The organism is Clostridium sp. AWRP (assembly GCF_004006395.2).
Taxonomy (GTDB): Bacteria; Bacillota; Clostridia; order Clostridiales; family Clostridiaceae; genus Clostridium_B.
Genome location: NZ_CP029758.2, coordinates 1954564 through 1978926 on the forward strand (window position 1 = coordinate 1954564; position 24363 = coordinate 1978926).

Here is a 24363-nt window from a genome sequence, read left to right on the forward strand (position 1 = left end):
ATGTGCTTAATGAATGTAAAAATTAATAGTGCAATGGTATACATTTTTGGTGCACTTGGCGGTCTTTTATTTGGTTATGATACTGGAGTTATTTCAGGAGCAATCTTATTTATCCAAAAGCAAATGAGTCTTGATTCATGGCAGCAAGGATGGGTTGTTAGTGCTGTATTAGTAGGAGCCGTTCTTGGAGCTGCAATTATTGGACCAATGTCAGATAGGTATGGACGTAGAAAGTTAATTTTGTTATCAGCAGTTATTTTCTTTATTGGAGCAATTGGATCAGCATTTTCAACAGGATTTAGTTCACTTATTATCTCACGTATTATTCTTGGTATGGCAGTTGGCTCTGCATCAGCATTAATTCCAACATACTTAGCAGAATTATCACCTGCTGAAAAACGTGGATCGATGTCAAGTTTATTTCAATTAATGGTTATGAGTGGAATCTTATTAGCTTATATTACTAATTACAGTTTCTCAGGTTTATATACTGGTTGGCGTTGGATGCTTGGTTTTGCTGCTATTCCATCTGCAATACTTTTCTTAGGTGCTCTTGTATTACCAGAAAGCCCTCGTTACTTAGTTAAAGATGGAAAGCTTGATGAAGCTAAAGAAGTTTTGGATCAAATGAATGAGCATAATCAAAAAGCTGTTGATGATGAACTTGTTGAGATTAAGAAACAAGCTGAAATTAAAAGTGGTGGACTTAGTGAGTTATTTGGTAAATTTGTTCATCCAGCATTGGTTATTGCTGTTGGTTTAGCTATTTTTCAACAAGTTATGGGTTGTAATACAGTTCTCTATTATGCACCAACTATTTTTACTGCTGTTGGTTTTGGTGTTCAAGCAGCTTTACTTGCTCACATTGGAATTGGAATTTTTAATGTTATCGTTACTGCTGTAGCCGTTGCCATTATGGATAAAATTGATCGTAAAAAGATGTTGATTTACGGTGGACTTGGAATGGGTGTCTCTTTATTGATTATGAGTTTCTCAATGAAATTGTCTAATGGCTCATTTATTGGTTCGATTATTTGTGTTATTGCATTAACCGTTTACATTGCTTTCTTCTCAGCTACCTGGGGACCTGTAATGTGGGTTATGATTGGTGAAGTATTCCCATTAAATATTCGTGGTTTAGGTAATTCATTTGGAAGTGTAGTTAACTGGGCTTCTAATGCGGTAGTATCATTAACATTTCCAACATTATTAAGTTTCTTTGGCACTGGTAATTTGTTCATAGGTTATGGAGTAGTTTGTTTTGCAGCAATTTGGTTTGTTCATTACAAAGTGTTTGAGACACGTAATCGATCACTTGAAGAAATTGAAACTACTCTTAGAGTACGTGCTGGTGAACAAGGAAAGAAAGTTAGTTAAAAAGATTAATTTAATATGGTTATTAACTATAATTTTAGGTGTTGATGTGGAAAAATCATCAACACCCATTTTATATAGGGAAAAAATCACAAATTTATGCTTGTTGTTTATAACGTTTATTTAAAAATGATATACATTAATGATATAATTAGATTATTATAGCTATAATTTCAAATTTGATTGGTGGTACTAAGATGAGTAGATTAAAATCAGTGGATCAAGAAACAATAAGAATACTAAATCAGAAAAAAATATTGAACTTGTTATATAGAAATAATAAACTTACGAAGCAGGAAATATCCCAAAGGCTTAATATAAGCATTCCAACAGTTATAAGCAATAGCAATGAACTTATAGAACAGGGTTTTTTGGAGGAAGCCGGAGTTGCAAAGTCAACTGGTGGCAGGAAACCTACGATTCTTAAATTCCTGCCGGACAGCAGATATTCCTTTGGAGTGTGGATTACAAAAGATAAGGTAAAAATTATACTTACAAATTTGAATTTTAAAATAATACATGAAATAGACTTTAGTATGCCGGAAAAATTATATGATTTTACTGATGTGATTTGTAAAACGGCAGAGGCTATTGAATATTTGGTGAATAATTTTAATATTTCACCGGATAAAATATTGGGAATAGGATTTTCCTTACCTGGTACGGTAAATGAAAAAGAGCTCTTATTAAAAAATGTACCTAATTTGGGATTTAAAAATGTATCTTTTAAAAAATTTGAGAGGTATTTCAAATTTCCTATTTTTATAGAAAATGAGGCAAATGCGTCAGCTTACGCAGAGACGTTTATTAATTTTGATGATGCAAAAAATAGTCTTGTTTTTATATCCATTACAGAAGGTATTGGAACAGGTGTAGTTATAGCAAACAATGTATATAAGGGATTTAATAAACGTGCAGGTGAATTTGGACATATGGCTATCGTAAAAGATGGCAAAAGGTGCAATTGTGGAAGAAAAGGGTGTTGGGAGTTATATGCTTCTAAAAAGGCACTACTTGGTGCATACAGGGAAGCATTTGATGATGTAAATGGAAACTTGGATGACTTTTTAAAGAGATCCGAAAGTGATTTAAAAGCAAAAGCAGTGCTGGATACATATATTGATTTTTTAGCTGAAGGCATTAAAAATATAATATTGACTTTAGATCCTAAAAATATCCTTATAGGTGGTGAGATATTTCCCTATAAGGATTTCATAGAAAAAAAACTAATTAAAAAAATATTTATGGATAACAGCTTTTATGATGAAAGTCAGTGTAATGTGATGTTTTCAAATCTTGGGGAAAATGCAGCTGTATATGGGGCAGCACTTTTGCCTATGGAAAATATATTTTTTCTAAATGACAATGTATTATGATATATTAAAGAGACACGTTTTATAATTTGTGTTTCTTTTTTTATTATTAAGTTTGTTTAAGAATTATTAAGTATTTATGTAAAGCACATAAGATGATATAATTTTCATAAAAATAAATATTTTATGGAAGAAAATAGAAGAGTTAAACAGACTATAAATTTACTAATAGTAAAGTATATATCATATAACTCCTAAAAAGAAGGTATAAAGATGAGAGATGAAATATTGTTACTGGACAATGTTACAAAAACAATAAAGGGCAGACAGATAATTAAAGGAATAAGTTTTTCAATGAAGCAGGGAGAAGTAATGGGTTTTTTAGGACCTAATGGAGCAGGAAAATCAACGACACTTCGTATGATTGTAGGACTTTCAAAGCCTACTTCCGGAAAAATTGATATATGTGGATACTCTATAACTAAAAATTATGTAAAGGCTATGTCAAATGTGGGTTGTATCATAGAAGGACCTGATTTATATAACTATATGAGTGGAATAGATAATTTAAAGATGCTGGCATCCATGAGTAGAGATGTTACAGAAAAGAATATAATAAATGTAGTAGATTTGGTAGGCTTAAAAAATAGAATTAGGGACAAAGTAAGTACATATTCTCTTGGAATGAAACAAAGACTTGGAATTGCACAGGCTTTAATGCATAATCCAAAGCTTCTTATTTTAGATGAACCAACTAATGGACTTGATCCATCTGGAATAAGTGAACTTAGAAACTTAGTAAAGCAGCTGGCGAGTAAAAAAAATATTTCAGTACTTGTATCAAGTCATATTATTTCTGAAATAGAACTTATGTGTGATAAAGTGACTATAATTAAAAATGGAGAAACAGTTTTAAAAAGTGCAGATGTAGATAAATTATTAAATAATCAGGGGGTATTCTGGGTTTTAAGTGACAATGAAAAAGGAAGAAAAATTTTAGAAGAAATTTGGAAGGTTAAAGGAAACATAGTTGAAGAAAGACTTGAAGCAAATGTTTCCCTGGAAAAGCTTCAAGAGATAAATTCCTGCTTTGTAGAACGAGGACTTATGATAAAGTATGTTGACAACAAAAACAAGACACTAGAGGATTTGTTTTTGAACCTGACAGAGGGAAATCAAATTGTTTAATTGGGGGGCATAAAATTTGATAAGATTGATTGAAAATGAAGTACTTAAGATGCTTTCAAAAAAGAAACTAGTTCTTATTTCTATAATTTTACTTGTACTCGTATCTCTTTTTTGTTATGGCGAAAATGCATCATATAAACATACGATAATGAGATTTTCAGGTACACCGGGACAAACTCAAAATCATAATTGGAAGTCAATGGTAAATCAGCAGATATTATATTTGAAAAATACTATGAACAGCCAATATATAAAAGAGGACAGAAAAAATTCCATAAACATTCAGATTGAACAGTTACAATATTACATAAATCATAACATAAACCCAATAACTCCAACTAGTGCAAAATTTACTATTGATTTTATGGATGAGGCAATCTATTTGTTTTTACCGCTGCTTATAATTATATTAGCAGGAGATGCTGTTTCTGGAGAATTCTCCTCCAAAACAATAAAGGTATTGTTAACTAGGGCTGTTCCAAGGTGGAAGATACTATTTAGTAAGTACATTGGGGTTTTAATTTTATCCTGTATAGTAATTTTAGAGTCAGCACTTATGTGTGTAATAATATCAAGCTTTGCATTTCACAGTGGTGGATGGAATGAACCTATGGCAACGGGATTTAAAGTTATAGGAGATAAGCTGGATTCCTCAAATGTATTAAGAATTTACCAGTGGCAGTATGCTATCTTAGTATATTCACTTGGATGGTTTGTTTCTGTAAATATTGCAACTTTATCTTTTATGGCTTCTGTAATAGTGAGAAATACTGTCACATCTGTGGGTATAATGCTGGCAACTTTAATAGGAGGTGGATTCCTCCAGATGTTTTTGCAGGATTGGCCTATGATTAAATATTTCTTTGCTGTAAATTTGGATTTAACACAATATTTAACGGCATCTTATCAACCTGTTTCTGGAATGAGCCTTTCTTTTTCTGCATCAGTGCTGTGTTTATGGTCGATTGCAGCTTTAGTTATAAGTTTCAGCGTATTTCAAAAACAAGATGTATTGGTTTAAGCAGTATGATAAAAAATAGGCTAGCATACTAAATGGTTATTTCTTTGAAAATACCTTATGAGATAGGGGGAAGTGTAATGCACAAAAAAGTAAAATTTAAAATTTTATTTATTGCTGCATTTATATTTACAATAGTATTTGCAGCAGGATTTGCATATTCTATTAGTATTACTAATGCATCTGGCAGTACCAGTAGTAAAGTTACAAATAAGGGAAGTGAGAATAAAGCTGTGGATACTAAAATAAGAAAATTAAACAGTAATTCCTATAATATTTTAGTTATGGGTGATTCACTAGCAAGAGGAACCGGGGATGAAACTAATAGTGGATTTGCAAATGATTTTTCTAAACTTTGGAAAAATAAAGCTAAAAAACCCATAGACGTTACCAACATTGCTGTTAATGGTGATGTATCTTCTGGACTTTTAAATATAGTAAAAAGTAAGCAGACCCTACAGTATATACAGGATTCAAATATGATTTTTATTTCTATTGGTGGAAATGAAATAAAAAATTTTAAAAATTTAAGTACAGTTTCCTCTGTCGTTCAGACAGATAGTTTGAAGACAGTTGAAAATAAGTACATGAAAAATCTATCAGATGTTTTTAAATTAATAAGAAGTAGAAATCAAAATAGTATAATTGTGTTTATTGGATTATATAATCCTTTTGGAAGCGAGTTAACTGAAGATAAATTGGGACTTTTAAATGAGTGGAACTATAAAACAGAACAACTTGTATCGTCAGATGACAATGCTATATATATTCCTACATATGACCTTTTTAAATATAATTCAGGAAATTACTTTGCTGCAGATAATTTTCACCCAAATTCTATAGGCTATGAGGCCATTTCAAAAAGAATGTTTGAGGCATTGAAAAATTATAAAAAGTAGTTAACATTATAGGAAAATAATAATATAATTGTATCATTAAGTTATAAAATAGGAGGATGTATAAATGGTTGGGTTACAAAAATATTTGGGAGCTAAGGTTAATATATATATCTATGCTAGTATAGAATCTTATAATAATGAACAGGAAGATACGTCATTAAAGGATGTAACTGTTATGGGAGTAACAGATGATTTTATAGAAATAGAAGACGAAAGAGGACTTTCTCATTGTATAAACTTGAAAAAGTGTTTTTCTGTTGTAGTTGAAAAGGAAGGGAGCCTTGAATATTGATAGATGAAGCTATTAAGGAGTGCTATTACAACATATATAAAAATTTTTATTTGAATGCAGGGGTGATGTCCTGCTTTATAAAGTCACTTGTTTTTACATCTGTTGTAAATTTAGAGAATGTAGATATGGAAAATGATTTACAGTCAGATATGACTAAAATTAAATCTGTTGGAAATGGGGAAGGTTTAATTATACTGGATATACCAGGAGGAAGGGGAATTGAATACGGATATAAGTATAGAGATAAATATACTATAGTACCAGATTTTAATATGGTGTGCCACGATTTTGGAGTGGTTAAAAGTAAGCCTATATTAAGAAAGCTTGCTTTATTTTCAAACATATGTTTAAAAAATTATGATAAGTACATGATTATACTTGATAGTAATCGATATGTGGACGTTGAAATAAATAGTGTAAATCAATATAATAATCAATATGAGATAGCAGAAGAGGATTTGCCGGAAGTTGAAATGTTGAATTTTTTGAAAATCCATAGTGTGCTATATGTATGTGATGAAAATATAAAAGAAGACGCAAAGGAGTATTTGGATTACTTAAAAGCTAACAATATTGGAGTTAATGTGAGTAAGTTAAAGGAAAAGAGGAATTGAAGTTAGATGAATAAGAAAAAAGCAGCATTAGGATTAATTATATCAGCCTTGGTTGGAAGCTCAATATATACATACAATCAAAATTATATAACTGAGCAGGATCAGGAGAATGCAGCACAGCAGCAGTCTGGTTGTACTTCGCCTTTTGTATACTATCCTAATAGTTTTTTTAAAGGATATAAGGTATCAAATGGAACTAAATCCAATGTGGATTTTTATGGGTGGCATAGTTGGACAAATTCTACCAGTGGAGTGGTAAGTCCATATACAAGTTCTAATTTAAGCAGCATTAAGGCTAGCAATGGAGGAGTTACATCTTCTTCAGATCATATAAGTACTTCTGGGTATAGTGGTGTACATGCTGGTAGTGTTGCTGGATAGATTATATACTGTAGTAAAAATTGGCTAAGAAAGGCAGTAAGTATGGTACTTATAATAAGGAGTTTGGTAGGATGAAATATAACAATGTGGTAGATGAATTACTTTTTGAATATTATTCAATACACTGCAGACGAAAAGGAGATGTCTATTCTCCATATCCTTTTTATTTAACAGAAATTGAATACAATAAAATAAAGAATTACACTAATGTAATTGATAGGCTGTCCTTAGATGTGTTAAATAACTTCAATACTAAATATAGCGATTATGAGAGCATGCTTTCTGATTTCCCTCTTAAAGATGAAATAATGAATTTAAATAGAGAAATTCCAGATATTTTTTGGACGAGATATGATTGCTTTCTTCAGTATGATGGCAAAATATTTTTTAGTGAAGGCAACTATGACAAGCCCTGTGCCCAAAGGGAGCTTGCAATAGGTGAATACTTTAATTGCAATAACAATGTAAATAGAGGCTTTGCTGAAAATTTCAGAGAAAAATTTGATTCAATAATTCAAAAGTATTATGGCAGTAAAAAAATTAATGTATTAGTGCTGGCGGATCCATGTCATTATGAAGAAGTCCACTTATCAATGCTCTATAGAAAATGGCTTGAAGATGATAGGATAAATGTAATTTTTGGAGGAAGTAATAATATATACATTAAAAATGAAGAAGTATATTGTTTTAATAGACACATAGATGTTATTTTGAGACAATTTCCATGTGAAAATTTATATGAGGTTAATGACATTAAACTTCTTTTAAATTTATATGAAAAAAATAAGGTGCTTATATTAAATGATCCTAGAGTAATAATTCTTCAAGGTAAGAGTATATTTGCCTATTTTCATAAATTATTGAAAGAAAATAGACTAGATAAAGACACCGCAAGTGTTGTAAAAGAATGTATCCCATATACAGAGTTATTAAGCGACACGAATTTTGATGAGGCTAGATATAATAAGGATAAATATGTAATAAAGCCTATACTTGGACGTTATAGCGAAGATGTATTTATAGGAAAGCTATATTCAAAAGAAGAATGGAAAAGTATTTTAGATGACATTAAAGAGTATAAGAATTATTATGTTCTTCAAGAGTTTAAAGAGATAAGAAAGGACAATATAGTTGAATTAAGAGGGGGATATCCTCATACTGTTGATGCCTTTTGCAATTTAGGAGTTTATTTTACATGCAATGAAATAGGGGGAATATGTTCCAGATGGAACTATGACTATCTTACAAATAATGAAACTACATTTATAACTCCAATAGGAATAAGAAATTCTAAAATCAACATAAAATATAATAAAAAGATAAAAGATAGATGTAGTGAGTTTAAAAAAGTAAATTTAGATCTCGTAAAGTTAGGATTTACCGGTGCCTATAATAATGCCAGGGAGTACATATCTTTAGATGAAGTCATCTTAAGTAGTGATAAATTTGAAGAGTTAAAAAATGCTTCCTGTGAAGTCTTGAACATATTTAGGAAGGTTTCTGAATTTGTATATGAAAATAAGGGATGGTTTGATGAAATTTTAGGAACATCAAATGTAAGTGAAAGTATTTATTCATCAAAAGAGTTTAAGTACTTGAGTATTTTAGGAAGAATGGATTGGGCTCTGGATACGGATAACAATTTGAAACTTATGGAGCTAAATAATGAAACTCCTGCTGGACTATATGAAAGTACTATTGTAAATGACTATCTTGTAAATAGATATAAACGTAATGTACAAAATCCAAATAAGAATTTTAAAAACATTTTAAGTGAAAATATTGAAAAATATATAATAAAGTATTTCCCAAAAACTATAGGAATATTTAGTACATGTTATTATGAAGATTACTATAATATAGATATTGTATATAACATAATAAAAAAAATAGGCGACAAGTATGGAATTAAAGTGATAAGAGGTAATGTGTATAATCTAAGAGTTGAAAATGGTAGGTTATATTATTTTGATGATAAAATTGATATGATTTATAGATATTTCCCACTAAATTGGTTTGAAAAATTCAATATGCAGGATGTTGGAAGCTGGATAAATAATGAAAATTGTATAAATCAACCGGTAACTATGATAGGGCAAAGTAAGTCTATTTTTGCTGTGCTATATGAAATGCTTGAAACAAATTTTTTTACACAGCATGAAAAAAGTATAATACTGAAATATATCCCCTATACTGATTTTAGTAATAAATCTATGAAAACCATAGATTATATTTGCAAACCCATATTAGAGAGGGAAGGAGAGGGGATATATACTAGGGGACAGCTATCTTGCCAGGATATAAACAATCTGGATAACTATATTTTTCAAGAGAGAATTAATATAAAAACTTTAAACTATATATGTAGGTCAACATTTGGTGAAGAAAGAAAAAATTTATTTCCTATACTTGGATGTTTTTATAGTAAAAGTGAATTTATTGGAATGTACTGCAGGTTAGGAGATTTAATTACTAGAGAAAACTGCATATATATGCCTGTATATATTGATAGGGTGGTATAAGGATGAATAGAGAAAATATTAATAGAAAATATAAAAATAAAAAAATAGTTATAATTGGCATGGTTGTTGTACTGCTAATTTATTTAGTTACTGTATATGTGAAAAAGTATGAAAAACTTGTAAGTAAATCTTATGTTGGAACTTATCAGTTACATAAAATTGATGGGTTTTATTTAGGTAAAGGAAATAATGATGATGACAAGATGGAGTATGTATTTCAAGTAGAACCTATAGATGGATCTAAAACCTTATCTAATAATATAGATGTTACAGAAGGTGTAACTATGGTAGAAAGTTATACTGAAGGAGAAAAAGAATCAATATTAAAAATTGCAAATAAATCAATTTCAAAAAAATCCATGGATACCTTTAAGAATAACCTAGGAAAAAATGATACAGTTTCTGTTTTTGCGGCTTCATATAAAAACTGGAGTGGTAAAGTTGATACAAAGTATGAATATGAAATTTTGATTAATAAAAGTGATATAAAGGACTTTGATGATTAAAAAGGAGTAGAAATGTACCTCCTTTTTAAATATTCAACATAAAATGTAAAGCCTAATATTCTCCTCTTCCCTGGGTATCCACTTTAACCTTTGCGTTAACCTGAATATCAGACTTGCTTATTACTTCATTCCAATCTGTGCCTGTTTCCCTTCCGTATTTAGCAGCAGCAAACTTTCCAAGGCCCAAAACATCAACTTTATATTTATTTTTTATTTGGTTTATGGTTCTGTTGCACATTTCTACTACTAATTTTTCAGCATTTTGTTCAAATTCTTTTATATCTTTTGGGCTTTTATACATATTTTTATATAATTCATTACTTATTATATCACCTTTTAAATCTAAATTTATTATAAATTTGTAATTGCCATTTTCCTTGTAGCATTTGATTTTTCTTTTAGATGCTGCGTAAAAATCTATATACTTGTTTGAATCTTGCTGTAATGTTAAAATACCTTTTACATTACTTTCTTTTAGAAGATTTATGACTTTAGCTTCTTTCATATCTGTTCTTGCAACCATTTTATCTTTGTTAAATATGGCAACACCTGTAGTTTTAAGACCATTATTTTTATCATCTGTAATTTCTACATAAGGAAGCAGTGTATTTCTACCTTCTGCATCTACCCTTACTATAATATCCATTATGGTATACTGTGAAGGAAAAAAATTAAATTGATTTAAATTCTTTACCATTTCATAAATATATTCAGCAGAACTAGCATAACCTTTTACCTTATATTTAAATATATCTTCAACTTTCCCTTTACATACTGCAGAAAATGCCCTGTCATTTGTATTTGGATTGCTAAGAATTATATCTATAAAATTTTTTATTCCATTTCTAGAAGCTTCTTCGCTGAAAATATATATTCTATTAATACCTAATAAAAATTTTTTACTCGATTTTAAATGCCTATTTTCTCTGGTTTTCCCTATAGTTGAGCCTTCTCCAGTAAGTATATTGTTTACTACTTTATTGCCAGATTCAAATGAGTGTATAAGAACTGGTATAATATAAGTAGTATTTGAAGAAGTTTTTTCTATATCGCATCCAACTCCCACAGGTATTTGTAGGTTTTCAACAACTTCTCCTTTTGCACCCATAAAGGATATTATAAAAATTAATATGATTAAGATTAGTATAAAAAATTTATTTTTTTTCAAAACTACCACCTTTTTTAAAAGTTATTAAAATTACTATTAGTGAAATATAAATTAAGTTGTATATCAAATAAAATGACATTATGATGTCTGTATAATGTCTTCTTTTAGTAGCATTTCCGTATAAGCTTGATAAAAATAGAATTATAGGGTATAAAATTAAGACAAATATTTGGGGGGAGATTTTATTTATAAGTCTATTCATGCCATAGCAAGATGAAAAATAATAAATAGATATACATCTCAATACTACCAATGCCCACAATGATACAAATATATATCTAAAACTATTGATAATAGGTATATTTATACTATCAGCTAATGATAATATTGGCCATAAGAACTTAGGTGAAATTTCAATACCCAGATAATATATAGTTAAAAGAGTAAACCACGTGTAAACAGACATAGTAATTATAGTACTTGTAAATCCATATTTTAGTAATTTGCTTTTATCTTGAAGGAAGGGGTAAATAAAAAAAGCAATTTCAGCACCACAATAAAAAAAAGTTGTTTCTTTTGAAGATATTAATATATTTTTAAAACCTGAAGCGAATACAGGCATCAAGTTTAAATAAGTTCCGTATTTTAAAGTTGTAACGGGCAGCAAAAGTAATATTAAGGCCAAATAAAAGGTTATCTCACATAATCTACCTAAGGGTTTTATACCTGTATAAGCTGTATAAGCTGTAACGGTTAGTACAGATAAAAATATTTGGTAATCTTTCAAAAATGATGTGGCATATATTTTAAATGTATTAGCTAAGCCTGTAAGTTCAGTAGAGGTTACAAATATAAAAAATGTTATAAATATGAAATTCAAGATACTACCTAAAATTTTACCAAGGAATTTTTTACTAAGGCCGAATATGTCATCACCTGGGAACTTGTTACAGGTGTAATTTGCTAATATTAATATATACAGGGGATATACTGCACCTATTATGCAGCCTATCCATCCGTCTTGTCTGGCATTTTTTATGACAGAGTTAGGTAAATACAAAATTCCAATACCAATAAAAGATGAAAGTAAAAGAAATGTAAATTCACTTGATGTTATAAATGTATTTTGAGTTTTATTCATTTATTTTTCCCCCTAAAACGCTGCCTTATAGGGTTTATATTAGGTATAATTTTAGGTCGTTTAATCATATCTTTAATGGGTGCTCTTATAAAGGTATCTTTCATATCGCTTTTATTGAATTCAAAATAAGGTATTCCAAAGTTTTCAAGGGAACAGAGATAGGATAATATAAAAAACCATCCTATAATTATTCCAAGCACACCAAGCCAATTTGAAAGTATGAGCATAGGATAGGCAAGAAGTCTTATTGCAATGGACATTTGATAATTTGATATTACAAAGGAAGAGACGGTAGAAATACCAGCAACAAATAGTGTAGCCGAACTTATTATTTTAGATTTAATAGCAGCATCTCCAATAATAATACCTCCAACTACACTAAGGGTTTGGCCAATTTTACCAGGAAGTCTTAGGCCGCCTTCTCTTAAAAATTCTATAATTAAACTTATATCTAAAAGCGACATAAAAGGTGTTAGAGCTATTCCTTTTCTAGATTCTACAAGTGACTCTATAAAGTCAACAGGTATGAGTTCAGCGTTGAATTTAATAAAAGTTATATAAATTGCAGGAACAGTTATTACTATGAAAGCAGCTACAAATCTTATTATTCTTGTAAAAAATGCTTGAATTGTTCTTCCATAATAATCTTCTGGTGTTTGAAAAAATTCTATAAATGTAGTTGGGTAAGTTGTAACGTAGGGAGTTCCTTCTAATAAAAAGGCTATTCTTCCTTCCATTAATGCAGCTTCTATTATATCTGGTCTTTCAGACCCTATAGTTTGGGGAAAAACACTGTAAGTATGTTCTTCTATAAGCTGTTCAATTGTACTATTTGCGGCTACGTAATCCCTATCTATTTGACTTATTTTCTCCTCTATACTGCTTAAAAAGTCTTTGTCAACTATATCTTCAATATATACTATGACAAAATTACTTTGACTTCGTCTTCCTAGTTTAAATTTGTGCAAAGTTAGATTTTTATCTTTTATTCTTCTTCGTAGTATGCTTATATTTGTTTCAAGGTTCTCTACAAAGCCTTCCCTTGGACCTCTCAAAGACACATCGTTAATGGGTTCTGAAATTTGTCTGTAGGTTCCATCGGAAGTGTCTATTACAATAAAATTTGAAATCCCATTAAGTACTATTACAGTTTTACCGCTATTTATACTATCTGGAAGCATATTTATATCAGTTTCTATACTTGTATTACTTGCAGCAATATACTTTTTGCATAAATAGTCATCTACATTTTGAATAGTTGAGATATCCTCATGTATATGGAGCATTAGAGGATTTAGTATATCCCTATCTATAATATTTTTATCTGCTTGGGCATTTAAATAGATTACAGCTGCTGTCAAACTGTTTTTCTCTCCTATAAATATGTATTTTATTACAAGCTCTAATTTATCTCCAACTAAGCTTTTTATATTATTAATGTTAGAATTAATTTTAGTTTCTTTATTTTGCATATTTATTCACCTCCGCATTAATAATATAATTAGTATGCTCTTTTTTTAAAATATTTATCCTATGACTACTCATAAAGATATCCCTACGAACAATTTAATTAGATACTCAACTTTGTTATTTAAAAAATTGTACAAAAAACCAGAAGTTTTTAAGCTTCCGGCTTTTCAATAGAACAAAATAAATTAGAAATCAACCTTTTTACCATAATAGATGTATTCTAACAGCTTTTTCATTTCAGCATCATTTATACTTCTAGGATTTGATCCAGTGCAGGCATCTAATACGGCATTATGAGCTATAAAATCTTCACTATCTTTAAATTCTTTTTCATCTACTCCATAATCTTTTAAGCTTAAAGGAATATCCATACTCTTGTTCATATCTTTAATCATGTTGGTTAATGAATCTACTAATTCATCATCAGTATTTCCTGGAAGTTTAAGACCCCTAGCTATTTCAGCATATCTTGGTGCACAAGCTTTCTTGTTAAAATCTATAACATAAGGAAGATAGATTGCATTGGCACATCCATGAGGAATATGGAATACTGCACCTGTTTTATGTGCTAAACTGTGAGTTATTCCAAGGAGTGCATTTGAAAATGCCATTCCAGCTAAACATTGAGCTAAATGCATTTGATTTCTAGCTTCTTTATCTTGATTGTAAGATTTAACTAAATATTGATTTACCATGACTATAGCTTGAATAGCAAGCGGATCTGAGAAGACTGAATGAAGTCCTGCAACATATGCTTCAATAGCATGAGTAAGTGCATCCATTCCAGTATGTGCAGTTAATTTAGGTGGCATCGTTTGAGCTAATTCTGGATCAATTATAGCTATATCTGGTGTTAAATTGAAGTCAGCTAAAGGATATTTAATTTTAGCTTTATAGTCTGTTATTACAGAAAATGCCGTTACTTCTGTTGCAGTACCACTTGTAGAAGGTATAGCTATAAATGTTGCTTTTTGTCTTAATTTAGGAAGACCAAAAGGAACTACAGCTTCTTTAAAAGTAAATTCAGGGTATTCATAGAATATCCACATAGCTTTTGCTGCATCAATTGGTGAACCTCCACCTATTGATACTATTAAATCTGGCTCATATTCTCTCATTAGCTTAGCCCCATTCATAACAGTTTCTACAGATGGGTCTGGTTCAACGCCTTCTATCAATTTTGATTCAATACCTGCTTCTTTCAAGTAGTTTACTACTTTATCTAAGAATCCAAATCGTTTCATGGATCCTCCACCTACGACAATAACAGCTTTTTTCCCTTCTAGGTCTTTCAAGGTTTCTAATGAATTTTCTCCAAAATAAATATCTCTTGGTAAAGTAAATCTTGCCATTTTTATCCTCCTTATAAGTACATAAAGTATTTTTTAAAAATATTGTTAAGATATTATCTAACTGATTGTAATATACTTATCCAGGTTATAAAAATCAGTTTTATCAGTATATTGTAATATTTTAGAACGGATACCTTTGTAAATCTTAAACTATTGATAAGTATATTTTATTATGTGGAGTAGAAAATAAAAATATACCGTATTATAAAGTAAAACGGTATATCTTTAGATTAGTATTTTTTTATATAATAGCTGGAAAAGATGAGACTCAATATAACTTTTAAAAGCACAATGGCTGAAAGTGTAATACAAATTGTCCTAAATCCTAAAAGTCCGGTTACAATAATAATTGCAGATTCAAGGTAAATCATTATAGTGTAAACAAAAGATTTTGTTTTTGTTTTTATGAATTGTGTACGTTCCTCTGTTTGTGCCATTTCAATTTTTGCTGCTTTTTTAGGATCTTTTAACAATTTTGTAATGGTAATAATTCCAATAATTCCTGTAATCGTAAAAGCAATACCAATTCCTGAAAGCATATCTTTACTATGATTGTCTATAAAATTTCCAAATAAAAAAAATAGTAGTGCAATGATACCGAAAATAGTTTGAAATATAAAGTATATAAGATTTCTTTTAGCATAATTCATAAAACTATTCCTCCTCTTCAAAAATAAATACTTGTTCAATTGTCATGTTAAATATCTTTGCTATATTATAGGCAAGAAAAATGGATGGATTATATTTACCATTTTCCAGTGATATTATTGTCTGTCTTGTTACATTGCAGAAATCTGCTAATTCTTCTTGTGTGATTTTTCTTTCTTTCCGAAGTTCTCTGATTTTATTTTTCATATTTTGAGGATTCACCTCCTAAATGTATAGCACACTTTACAATTATAGTATAGTATACTTTACATTTAGTGTCAAGCTAACTTTACAATTATATATGTTTATGAAGTTTAATTTTTGTTTAAAAACCTACTTAGGGCTATTAAGCTAATTTTTTATTAAATATATTTGAAATGTCAGTAAATTTAGATTTCCTTGAGTATATTGCTGTTTTTACTTTACTATATAATACATATAAGTGACTTTGTGTTAAATTTAGAATGAAGATAGATAAAATTTTATACAAATTGAACAAAATCTTGAATAAAGTATATAAAAATGCAATATTATGATATATAATAATATTAAATTTTCAAAAGGAGAATGTAATATGATTTCTATAAATGGAGTAAAATATATAAAAGATATGTGCCAAACGCAAGCAGACATGATACCAGGAGGTGTTATATATTTAACCACCGACGGAGCTACTTACACTTGGAGAAAAGCGTCTAAGGAATTTGATTTAAATGTATTTCAAGTCGGTGAAAAGTTGAATTCAAATAGTGTAACTGGTAAAGCTATGAGAGAAAATAAAATGCTTATAGAAAATGTTCCTCGTTCTTTATATGGAATCAGATTGAAGATTGTGTCGGAACCAATAGTCAATGATGAAGGACAAACTGTAGGAGTGTTTTCCAGTGCATTTCCAGTAATGCATCCATTAATGAAGGCATTTAATGATTTTGCACCAATATTATCTGAAATGTTTTCTGATGGAGCTGTAATTTTTACTACAGATTTAAATAAATTTATTAGCATACAAGAGTCGAAAGATTTTAAGCTGTCTCAATTAAAGGTTGGAGATAATTTTAAGAAAGATACTACAGCTGCTGAAGCTGTGAAAACTAAAAAACCAGTGTCTGTAGAGCATGATGCTTCAATGTATGGTGTACCAGTTTTATCAGTTTGCTATCCTTTATTTAGTGATGATACAGGTGAATTAATTGGAACTTTTGGCCTTATGATTCCTAAAGTTGAAGCAAATAATTTGAAAGAAATGTCCAAGAGCTTAGAAGATAATCTTGCTCAAATAACTTCTACTATTGAAGAATTAACAGCATCGGCATCTACTATACATGAAAATGAGCAGAATCTTAATAATAGTATTAATGAAATAACAGATTTATCACAAGAAATAAATGGTGTAGCTTCACTTATAAAAGGCATAGCAGATCAAACTAAGATGCTTGGATTAAATGCCTCAATTGAGGCAGCTAGGGCAGGAGATGCTGGAAAAGGTTTTGGAGTAGTTGCTCAGGAAATTAGAAAATTATCAGAACAGTCAAGAAGTACAGTACCTAAAATTGCAAAGTTAACCGATAATATTAAGGAAAAGGTTGAGTCTTCTAGCAAGATGAGTCAATATTCATTAACTTCAAGTCAAGAGCAGGCAGCGGCTGCACAGGAAATCACAGCTAGTATAGAAGAAGTTACTTCTATGTCAGAAAAATTAAATGAAATTTCACTTAAACTATAATAGTTCATATTTGAAAAAATATTTGTATGCTTACAAAAAAATAAACTTATACGTAGAAGTATTTTACAATAAGCAAGTATATTTAACTGTATTTGTGGTTGTAAAATATTTTCAGCATAAGTTTATTTTTGTTCAGAAATCTACTTAAAGCTATTAAACTAATTTTTTATTAAATATATTTGAAAGACCTGTGTTTTTAATTCTATTTTGTATTTCTTTTCTGTCTATGGAATATAGACCTTTTTCTTTCATTCTGTTAAAAAATTCTGCACCAGCAAAAGTATATCTATTTTTTCTTCCTTCCTTAGTGTGTATTTTGGAAGTTGCATAGCTTATGATATCTCCAATAGCTGTATTGGTTGGAAGTGTTAGAGTAGGAATATTGAGTGCACATCTTACTGCATTATGACCGGCAAGGGATCCTGTACATATGGCTTCTGCTCGTTGTACCAAAATGCAAGTGGTCATACATCTTTAGAAAAGTCATTTTTTTTTACTGCCCCAGAACTTTATATCAAGGTTTCCAGTATCTCCATCCCATAAAACTCTATCCAGCATAACATTAAATATAAGCTTTTTTTCTTCGTCGTCTAACTCATCTATTATTTGCATTTTGTCTAAACATTTAAATATCATTTCTAAGTTTAGATCTGCTTGTGAAATTAGATTAGTAGAGGTTTCAATGTCGGTTAATGTTTTTTGACAGGTTTCTATTTCCTTATTGATACTTTCAATTTGGGGGATAATATATTTAGCAGCAACAGGACTAAGTGACATTTGATTTACTAGATTTTCAATTTGCTTTTTCTTACTAGTTATATCTTTCTTTATGTTATCAATATTTTTAAATTCGTAGGACTTGCTATTAACCAGTTCTTGTTTATACTCTTCTATTTGTTTTCTAAGCAGCCCTTTATTAAGGGAATATTCCTTTAATTTTTCCTTTAAAATTTTCTCTACTTGGTCAGTTCTTACATTGCCATTATTGCATCTAGTGCCTCCACTAGAGTCTTTTAATGTGCATTTATAATAAAATACCTTACCTGATTTATTTTTACCATGTATAACTTTCATGTTGCTGCCGCATTTTGCACATTTAAGAATTCCTGTAAGTAGGGCATTATTGGTTTTCCCAAGTCTAGGAGCCTTTTCTTTGTTTTCCTGAAGTAGTTTTTGAACTACCAGCCAATCTTTAGAGCTTATTATACCTTCATGTCTGGCAATAGCTGCAACCCATTCTCCAATGTCTCTATATGTAGTCCTACCACGTTTTTTATTATAGGTTAGAATACCATGTTTACTATCAGGGCTTCCAACTACAGTCATTCCTAGATCATTCAAATAAGCAATAACATTCTTGTTAGCTTTAACGTAAACAGGATTTACAAGTATGTCTTGAACGCCACTTTTATTCCAAATATCTTTACCAGTTTTAGTCTTAATAGAGTTTTGATTTAGATATTTAGTGACTTGACTTAGAGATTTTAATTCTAAGTATTTATCGTATATTAATTTTATGGTTTCCATTTCATCTGAGACAGGGGTTAGCTTATACATTTTACGTTCTTTAAAGTCCTGATCCAGATAAACCATTTCTTCTGATTTAAAGCCTAGTGGAGTTTGGCCGCCTAACCAGCGCCCACTTTTTGCAAGTTCTAGCATGTTGTCACGAACTCTTTCTGCAATAGTTTCTCTTTCTAATTGTGCAAATACACTTGCTATGTATACCATGGCTTTTCCCATTGGGGTAGAAGTGTCAAATTGTTCTTTTATACTTACAAAGGCAATGTCATGTTTCTGAAGTAATTCTAGTGTAGCAGAAAAGTCAGCAACATTACGAGAAATTCTATCTAATCTATAGCATATTAAAACATCAAATTTTTTGCTTGAAGCATCTTTTATTAATTCTTGAAATTTAGGTCTGTTTGTATTTCCACCACTAAATCCTTCATCTTCGTATATTATAAATTCTATAGCTTCATCATAAAGCCTATTACAATATTCCCGGCACATTTGTACTTGGTTCTCTATACTATCACCTTTGCCAGTAAATTTAGATTTCCTTGAGTATATTGCTATTTTCATATTCTGTGTACCTCCTTGAATAGAAGTTTTGGTATATGCAAACTAAAAAACATATAAGAAAGTATCTTATATGTTTGAAACACAGATTAGTTGCCAAAGTTTTTATTAGAGAGTTCTTTTATAAAATCATAAGCTTTTTCACCTTTACTGGATGTTTGTGAGATATCTTTAATAGCTCTGTCATGGAGAGAGTAATTCCTATCTATAGTCTTATTTACTTCTTCAAATTTACGATCCATTTGTTCTGATAGGTTTTTATGACCTTCAGATAATAATTGTATGTTTTTCTCTTGCTTTTCAAGCATTAGAGTATTCTTATCAACTTTTTTATCTAAATCACCGATTTTTTTATTAACATTTTCAAATCCATTTTGCATTTTGGAATACATCTTTTCCTGAGTTTGTTTTAAGTCAGCGTACATTTTAGTCATGAATTCAAACATTTTATCATTTTCCATAATTATTCTCCTTTATGATAGCAAGGGTTCATAAATCGATTAATATTTTTTCTTCATTATTCATTATAATAGATCCTTTTGTTTGCTCTATACATTTATAAATTATATTCCAGATCAATTAACATTATATCATGAAATTATATTTTAAGAAGGCTGAGTTTTGGTAATTATTTTAAATACAGTATTAACTGAACTGCTGATAAGAGGTATGGAGGAGTTAGAAGCATTGCTTACAGTAGAAGAAAAGGGGTTATAAATTATGTATCAGAATTAGGTGTGGTTGAAATGATTATTACTTAAAATTATTGAAGAATAGGGAGTTCATGAAATACAAAGTCCTTTATTTTTTGTAAAAATTAGCAGGAATTTAGAAATTTTGTGTAGAAGTAAATATTAAAAATATATTTTATATTATAAGAAGGTATATAAGATTATGAATTATGAAAAAATTTTATACTTGATAAAAAAAATTAAAAGTAGTAGTAAATATAATGTAAATTTTAATAATAAACCTGATCATGATACTGTTCCTATTTGTACTATGCCTGGGAAGGAATTAGTTCTTCAAGATAAAGAAAAAGCAAAGAATTATAATAAAATAATTAATAAAATATGGGAAAATTGTACAGAACTATGGGATACAGTATCGTTAGAAACTATAGAAAATGAAATTATAAAAGTTATTATACAGTCTTTTGAAAATAAAACTGAAATTGAAATCGAAGACTTAAAAAAAATATTCAAGTATCTATTGTCGTTAAAAAATGAAAATTGGACAGCATTTAGACAAATTTATGGAATAAAAATGAATTCAGTTAAACCATTACAATTTGGAGATTTTACTATATATAATTTGGATAATCATAAACGAATATTAGACCAACAGTACCCAAACGCTAATTTGGAAAGCAATAATAGTAATAAATATTTTATTAAAGTTATGGTTAAGGCCAGGGATGGTGAAAAAGCAAAAATATTAGCTAATAGAAAATTTGTACAATTCGAGAATATTATTAGGTTTATGATAAAAGATATTTCACATTATTATAATGTTGCTATATTTAATTATATGCATCCCTCATATGAATATGCCAGGATGTTATGTGATGATGGATGTACTATCAGTGATATGAGATTAAATACTACAAGATCGAGAAAAGTTGATTTGGAGGAGTCATATCTTATAAATAATGAATTTGGAAATAAAAAAATATGGGAAATAGCTAAAAAAAATAATAACTCAGAAATAGAAAAGAGGTTATTGGTGGCTATTGAATGGATTGGTAAAGGGCTAAATGATTTAGATGAAGGCAAAGCTTTTATTCAGTTTATTTTTGCGATTGAAGCATTGTTGCAGTTAAATAAAGGAGGCATTGTTTCACCATCTATAGCAAGTCAAATATCAGAATATGCATCATTCATAATTGGTAGCAAATTGGAAGAAAGAATTGACATTGAAAAAACATTTAAAGATTTATATTCTAAAAGATCAGACATTGCACATGGTAGAAGTCAGTCAGTTTCAGAGGAAGATTTAAAAACTGCATTTCTAATGGCAAGAGATTTAATTGTAAAAATATTAACGTTGCCAGATTTTCAAAATATAAAATCTATTCAGGATATTCAGGAATGGGTTAAAAATAAAAAATATAGTTAGGATTGAATTAAGTATGCTTCTTAATAGATAAATAATTTTTGTATTAATAATAGAATATATAAGGAATACACATGTGTGGAGCCATTTTAAGAGTTATTTATATTTAGACATATAATTCCTGTAAATAACTTAATGTTAATTATATGGACTATACGGAAGACAGAAACGTATAAATTTAAAATAGCAAATATAATATACAAATATTTTGAGCAGTGGTTAAATTGACTACTACTCGGGAAGTGTTGACATTACTAGAAGTGCAGTTTTATAAATTTTTCTCCATTTTTCATCCAAAGTTTTAAGTCAAGGTAAAAAACATTAGTTCTGGATAATATGTTATAATACATAAACTATTGATGTTATGCCATTTTAAAAAGGATTATTACATAAAATTCAAAACCGAAGTTTATAGATAATACTTTGATAGCTCAACTTGATAGAGAAAGGTGTCCGTAAAGTACTGATATCCTTCTACTAATATTGTCAAATTTGAGAAGAAAGTTCACAGAAATCTGGAGAAATAATTTTTTATAAGGCTAATGAAGACTGAAGGTAATTGTAATACTTATATTGAATTTTAATTTAAACTTATGGGGGTATTAATGTATGGATAGAAATATTTTATTTTTGGCCAAGTTTAGTGAATTAAGTAACCTCAAAAAGCTAAAAAATGGTAATATGTATTTTTCAAATGCTGAAAATTTTCGAAAAATAGAAGAAGAACAATTTATAAGGGGTCAAGGTGACAAATACGATGGTATGTTCAATATTTTCACTGTTAGTGCAAAATTTATCCCCAACAAGTCTACAGACAATGAATATGTAGTTAACAACATACCTTTTTCTATTGATTTTGAAGGGAATAAAAATAAAGCAGTATTTTGTATCATGGCTGGAACAAAGGAAAATTGTATAGAATATGAAGGTAAAAATCATTATAAGATTAAGTTTAATAAAGAACAATCAAACTTGATAAAAAATCACTTTCGTAATGCTGATTCTGTATTAATTATAAAAAATCCTTTAGCTTTTATTGAAAATATTCATACTAACATCAAAAACCATATTTGCGATAATAAAGTTTTTTACTACAAAAATAATCGTTTAACCGATAAGTTTATTAATTTTATTTTTCAAACAAACTTTAATAATATTGGTAAAAGAGAAATGAGTATAAATCAAAATAATGTTCATCGTTTTCTTTTATGTAAAGATGAATTTTTTAAACTTCAGCAAGAATATCGTTTTATTTTGTATGATACATTCATTGATGAACCAAGAACTTTTTTTATAAATCCTATTGATGATTGTGAAATATATACTTTAGATGATTTCTTTGCAGGTATAGAAGTAAATATGAAATAAATAAAAAATAGAGTTAAATAGTCTATTGTATAATCTTAAGAGTCAAAATAGCATTAGTATTTTATTACAAATAGTAATTTGTGAAGTTGTTTAATATTAAATTATTAAGAAAATTTATAAATAATGAAATGTACAAATTAGAAATTTGTAGTACATATTATTTATGCACAACATAGAAAGGGGTTTTTTATGATACTTGGAAATAAATCCGTTGTTGATAATGCCATTGATTTAACTTGCATAAGCATAACCTTTTCATCAAAACCTATCATCGTGGGTGGCCTTGCAATGGAGTATTATGGGTTGCGTAAATGTGGTGATGATATTGACTTAATTATATCAAATGAAGATTATCAAATTTTAGCAAGTAAATATTCCGAGTGTAAAATAGATACCTGGGGAGACTTGGGTATTAAATTTAATCAATTTGAATTACTACGAAGTGTATCACGTTTGGATTATGATTTTTATTCAAAAGGAGCAATTGAATATGAAAAATATAAGGTGTTATCTTTTGAAAGATTATTTTTCATGACAGCTGCTGCTGTAAGGAGTGAACCTGATGTTAAGAAACGTGTTGATGATTTCGGATTAGCACTTGGACATTGTTATAATAATTATCGTAACCAAGATTATGTGAATAATGCTGAACTACATACTGCAACATATGAAAACGCTCTTGATGGAACAATTTTCGGTGGTAAATATATATAAAGGGAACAATTTTCGGTGGTAAATATATATAAAGTGAGCATAAAGCGAAGCACGACAAATTCCAATTTGTTTAATAGATGTAACTTAATTTTAGTTTTACTGTAAATTTATTATTGTAATGATGAATAGTAAGTGTCAAATAAGAGAGTGGATAGAAACTACTCAAAAAATGTGAAATAAGTTTCAAACAACACAAAATTATAGAATGAATAGATTAAAATTATATGTGAGTGTAGGAACAGTGGAGGAAACGTATCTTTTTGGTGTAGGAATAATGGAATTAAAACAAGCGGTTATTATTTCCTGTAAATCATCAAAATACATTTTATTCATATTAAAAATTTTTTCTATAAGTTATTGGAAGGAAAATCGTGTTTCTAGAAGTTTTCAACATATTTATTCAAATTAAAATTACGAGTTACAGTACTATCGTATTTAAAGTCATATCTAAGTAATAAAGGTTTTTACATTTTAAAGAAGGATTATAATTAATTATGTAGAATATAGTAAACAATAGGATTAAAGTAAGATATGT

General features: G+C 29.1%; 23 protein-coding genes and 1 pseudogene. 15 read left to right on the forward strand and 9 right to left on the reverse strand.

Annotation, left to right across the window (positions count from 1 at the left end; translation table 11 throughout):
• Positions 1–9: 9 nt before the first annotated feature.
• The 10 genes from DMR38_RS09110 (at position 10) to DMR38_RS09155 (ending at position 10107) form a co-directional block, all read left to right on the forward strand.
• Complete coding sequence (locus tag DMR38_RS09110) at positions 10–1377, forward strand: sugar porter family MFS transporter (RefSeq protein WP_127720975.1); 1368 nt, start codon at positions 10–12, stop codon at positions 1375–1377.
• 194 nt (positions 1378–1571) lie between these two features.
• Positions 1572–2750, forward strand: coding sequence for an ROK family transcriptional regulator (locus DMR38_RS09115; protein WP_127720976.1), 1179 nt, complete (start codon positions 1572–1574; stop codon positions 2748–2750).
• A gap of 210 nt (positions 2751–2960) precedes the next feature.
• Positions 2961–3875 carry an ABC transporter ATP-binding protein gene (locus DMR38_RS09120; RefSeq protein ID WP_127720977.1) on the forward strand — a complete coding sequence of 305 codons (915 nt, stop codon included), beginning with the start codon at positions 2961–2963 and terminating at the stop codon, positions 3873–3875.
• Between the two features lie 16 nt (positions 3876–3891).
• The gene (locus DMR38_RS09125) at positions 3892–4896 is read left to right on the forward strand and encodes an ABC transporter permease (protein ID WP_127720978.1); all 1005 of its coding nucleotides are present in this window, start codon (positions 3892–3894) and stop codon (positions 4894–4896) included.
• Between the two features lie 77 nt (positions 4897–4973).
• Positions 4974–5792: a GDSL-type esterase/lipase family protein gene (locus DMR38_RS09130; RefSeq protein WP_127720979.1), complete on the forward strand. Its 819-nt coding sequence runs from the start codon at positions 4974–4976 to the stop codon at positions 5790–5792.
• Positions 5793–5856: 64 nt separating this feature from the next.
• The gene (locus tag DMR38_RS09135) at positions 5857–6084 is read left to right on the forward strand and encodes a hypothetical protein (protein WP_127720980.1); all 228 of its coding nucleotides are present in this window, start codon (positions 5857–5859) and stop codon (positions 6082–6084) included.
• Positions 6081–6698 carry a hypothetical protein gene (locus tag DMR38_RS09140; RefSeq protein ID WP_127720981.1) on the forward strand — a complete coding sequence of 206 codons (618 nt, stop codon included), beginning with the start codon at positions 6081–6083 and terminating at the stop codon, positions 6696–6698. Before DMR38_RS09135 ends, DMR38_RS09140 begins: the two co-directional genes overlap by 4 nt.
• A gap of 6 nt (positions 6699–6704) precedes the next feature.
• Positions 6705–7079: a hypothetical protein gene (locus DMR38_RS09145; protein ID WP_127720982.1), complete on the forward strand. Its 375-nt coding sequence runs from the start codon at positions 6705–6707 to the stop codon at positions 7077–7079.
• Between the two features lie 71 nt (positions 7080–7150).
• Complete coding sequence (locus tag DMR38_RS09150; protein ID WP_127723982.1) at positions 7151–9601, forward strand: glutathionylspermidine synthase family protein; 2451 nt, start codon at positions 7151–7153, stop codon at positions 9599–9601.
• Positions 9602–9603: 2 nt separating this feature from the next.
• Positions 9604–10107, forward strand: coding sequence for a hypothetical protein (locus DMR38_RS09155; RefSeq protein ID WP_127720983.1), 504 nt, complete (start codon positions 9604–9606; stop codon positions 10105–10107).
• A 52-nt stretch (positions 10108–10159) separates the two neighbouring features.
• On the opposite strand, the gene DMR38_RS09160 is transcribed toward DMR38_RS09155, so the two are convergent.
• From DMR38_RS09160 to DMR38_RS09185, 6 genes are all read right to left on the reverse strand, one after another.
• On the reverse strand, positions 10160–11284 hold the full coding sequence (locus DMR38_RS09160; protein ID WP_243124516.1) for a Ger(x)C family spore germination protein: 1125 nt from the start codon (positions 11282–11284) through the stop codon (positions 10160–10162).
• Positions 11262–12356, reverse strand: coding sequence for a GerAB/ArcD/ProY family transporter (locus DMR38_RS09165; RefSeq protein ID WP_127720985.1), 1095 nt, complete (start codon positions 12354–12356; stop codon positions 11262–11264). Before DMR38_RS09165 ends, DMR38_RS09160 begins: the two co-directional genes overlap by 23 nt.
• Positions 12353–13828, reverse strand: coding sequence for a spore germination protein (locus DMR38_RS09170; RefSeq protein ID WP_127720986.1), 1476 nt, complete (start codon positions 13826–13828; stop codon positions 12353–12355). Before DMR38_RS09170 ends, DMR38_RS09165 begins: the two co-directional genes overlap by 4 nt.
• Positions 13829–14011: 183 nt before the next feature.
• A complete protein-coding gene (locus DMR38_RS09175) occupies positions 14012–15178 on the reverse strand; it encodes an iron-containing alcohol dehydrogenase (RefSeq protein WP_127720987.1) in 1167 nt (388 codons plus the stop codon).
• A gap of 230 nt (positions 15179–15408) precedes the next feature.
• Positions 15409–15828, reverse strand: a complete 420-nt coding sequence (locus tag DMR38_RS09180) for a hypothetical protein (protein ID WP_127720988.1) — start codon at positions 15826–15828, stop codon at positions 15409–15411.
• A gap of 4 nt (positions 15829–15832) precedes the next feature.
• Complete coding sequence (locus DMR38_RS09185) at positions 15833–16033, reverse strand: helix-turn-helix transcriptional regulator (RefSeq protein WP_127720989.1); 201 nt, start codon at positions 16031–16033, stop codon at positions 15833–15835.
• Positions 16034–16400: 367 nt separating this feature from the next.
• On the opposite strand from DMR38_RS09185, the gene DMR38_RS09190 reads away from it, so the two are divergent.
• The gene (locus DMR38_RS09190; protein ID WP_127720990.1) at positions 16401–17549 is read left to right on the forward strand and encodes a methyl-accepting chemotaxis protein; all 1149 of its coding nucleotides are present in this window, start codon (positions 16401–16403) and stop codon (positions 17547–17549) included.
• 153 nt (positions 17550–17702) lie between these two features.
• On the opposite strand, the pseudogene DMR38_RS09195 reads toward DMR38_RS09190, so the two are convergent.
• From DMR38_RS09195 to DMR38_RS21765, 3 genes and pseudogenes are all read right to left on the reverse strand, one after another.
• Positions 17703–17987 (reverse strand): annotated as a pseudogene (locus DMR38_RS09195) (hypothetical protein); the annotation flags it as partial.
• Between the two features lie 45 nt (positions 17988–18032).
• Positions 18033–19634, reverse strand: coding sequence for a recombinase family protein (locus tag DMR38_RS09200; RefSeq protein WP_127720991.1), 1602 nt, complete (start codon positions 19632–19634; stop codon positions 18033–18035).
• Positions 19635–19720: 86 nt separating this feature from the next.
• On the reverse strand, positions 19721–20092 hold the full coding sequence (locus tag DMR38_RS21765) for a hypothetical protein (protein WP_175412958.1): 372 nt from the start codon (positions 20090–20092) through the stop codon (positions 19721–19723).
• Between the two features lie 433 nt (positions 20093–20525).
• Here DMR38_RS21765 and DMR38_RS09210 point away from each other — a divergent pair, with 433 nt between their 5' ends.
• The 4 genes from DMR38_RS09210 to DMR38_RS21770 all read left to right on the forward strand — a co-directional run bounded on the left by DMR38_RS09210 (position 20526) and on the right by DMR38_RS21770 (position 24237).
• Positions 20526–21749: a HEPN domain-containing protein gene (locus tag DMR38_RS09210; RefSeq protein ID WP_127720992.1), complete on the forward strand. Its 1224-nt coding sequence runs from the start codon at positions 20526–20528 to the stop codon at positions 21747–21749.
• A gap of 606 nt (positions 21750–22355) precedes the next feature.
• Complete coding sequence (locus DMR38_RS09215; RefSeq protein WP_127720993.1) at positions 22356–23114, forward strand: hypothetical protein; 759 nt, start codon at positions 22356–22358, stop codon at positions 23112–23114.
• A 189-nt stretch (positions 23115–23303) separates the two neighbouring features.
• Positions 23304–23828, forward strand: a complete 525-nt coding sequence (locus DMR38_RS09220; protein WP_127720994.1) for a hypothetical protein — start codon at positions 23304–23306, stop codon at positions 23826–23828.
• 205 nt (positions 23829–24033) lie between these two features.
• Positions 24034–24237: a hypothetical protein gene (locus tag DMR38_RS21770; protein WP_127720995.1), complete on the forward strand. Its 204-nt coding sequence runs from the start codon at positions 24034–24036 to the stop codon at positions 24235–24237.
• Positions 24238–24363 lie beyond the last annotated feature (126 nt).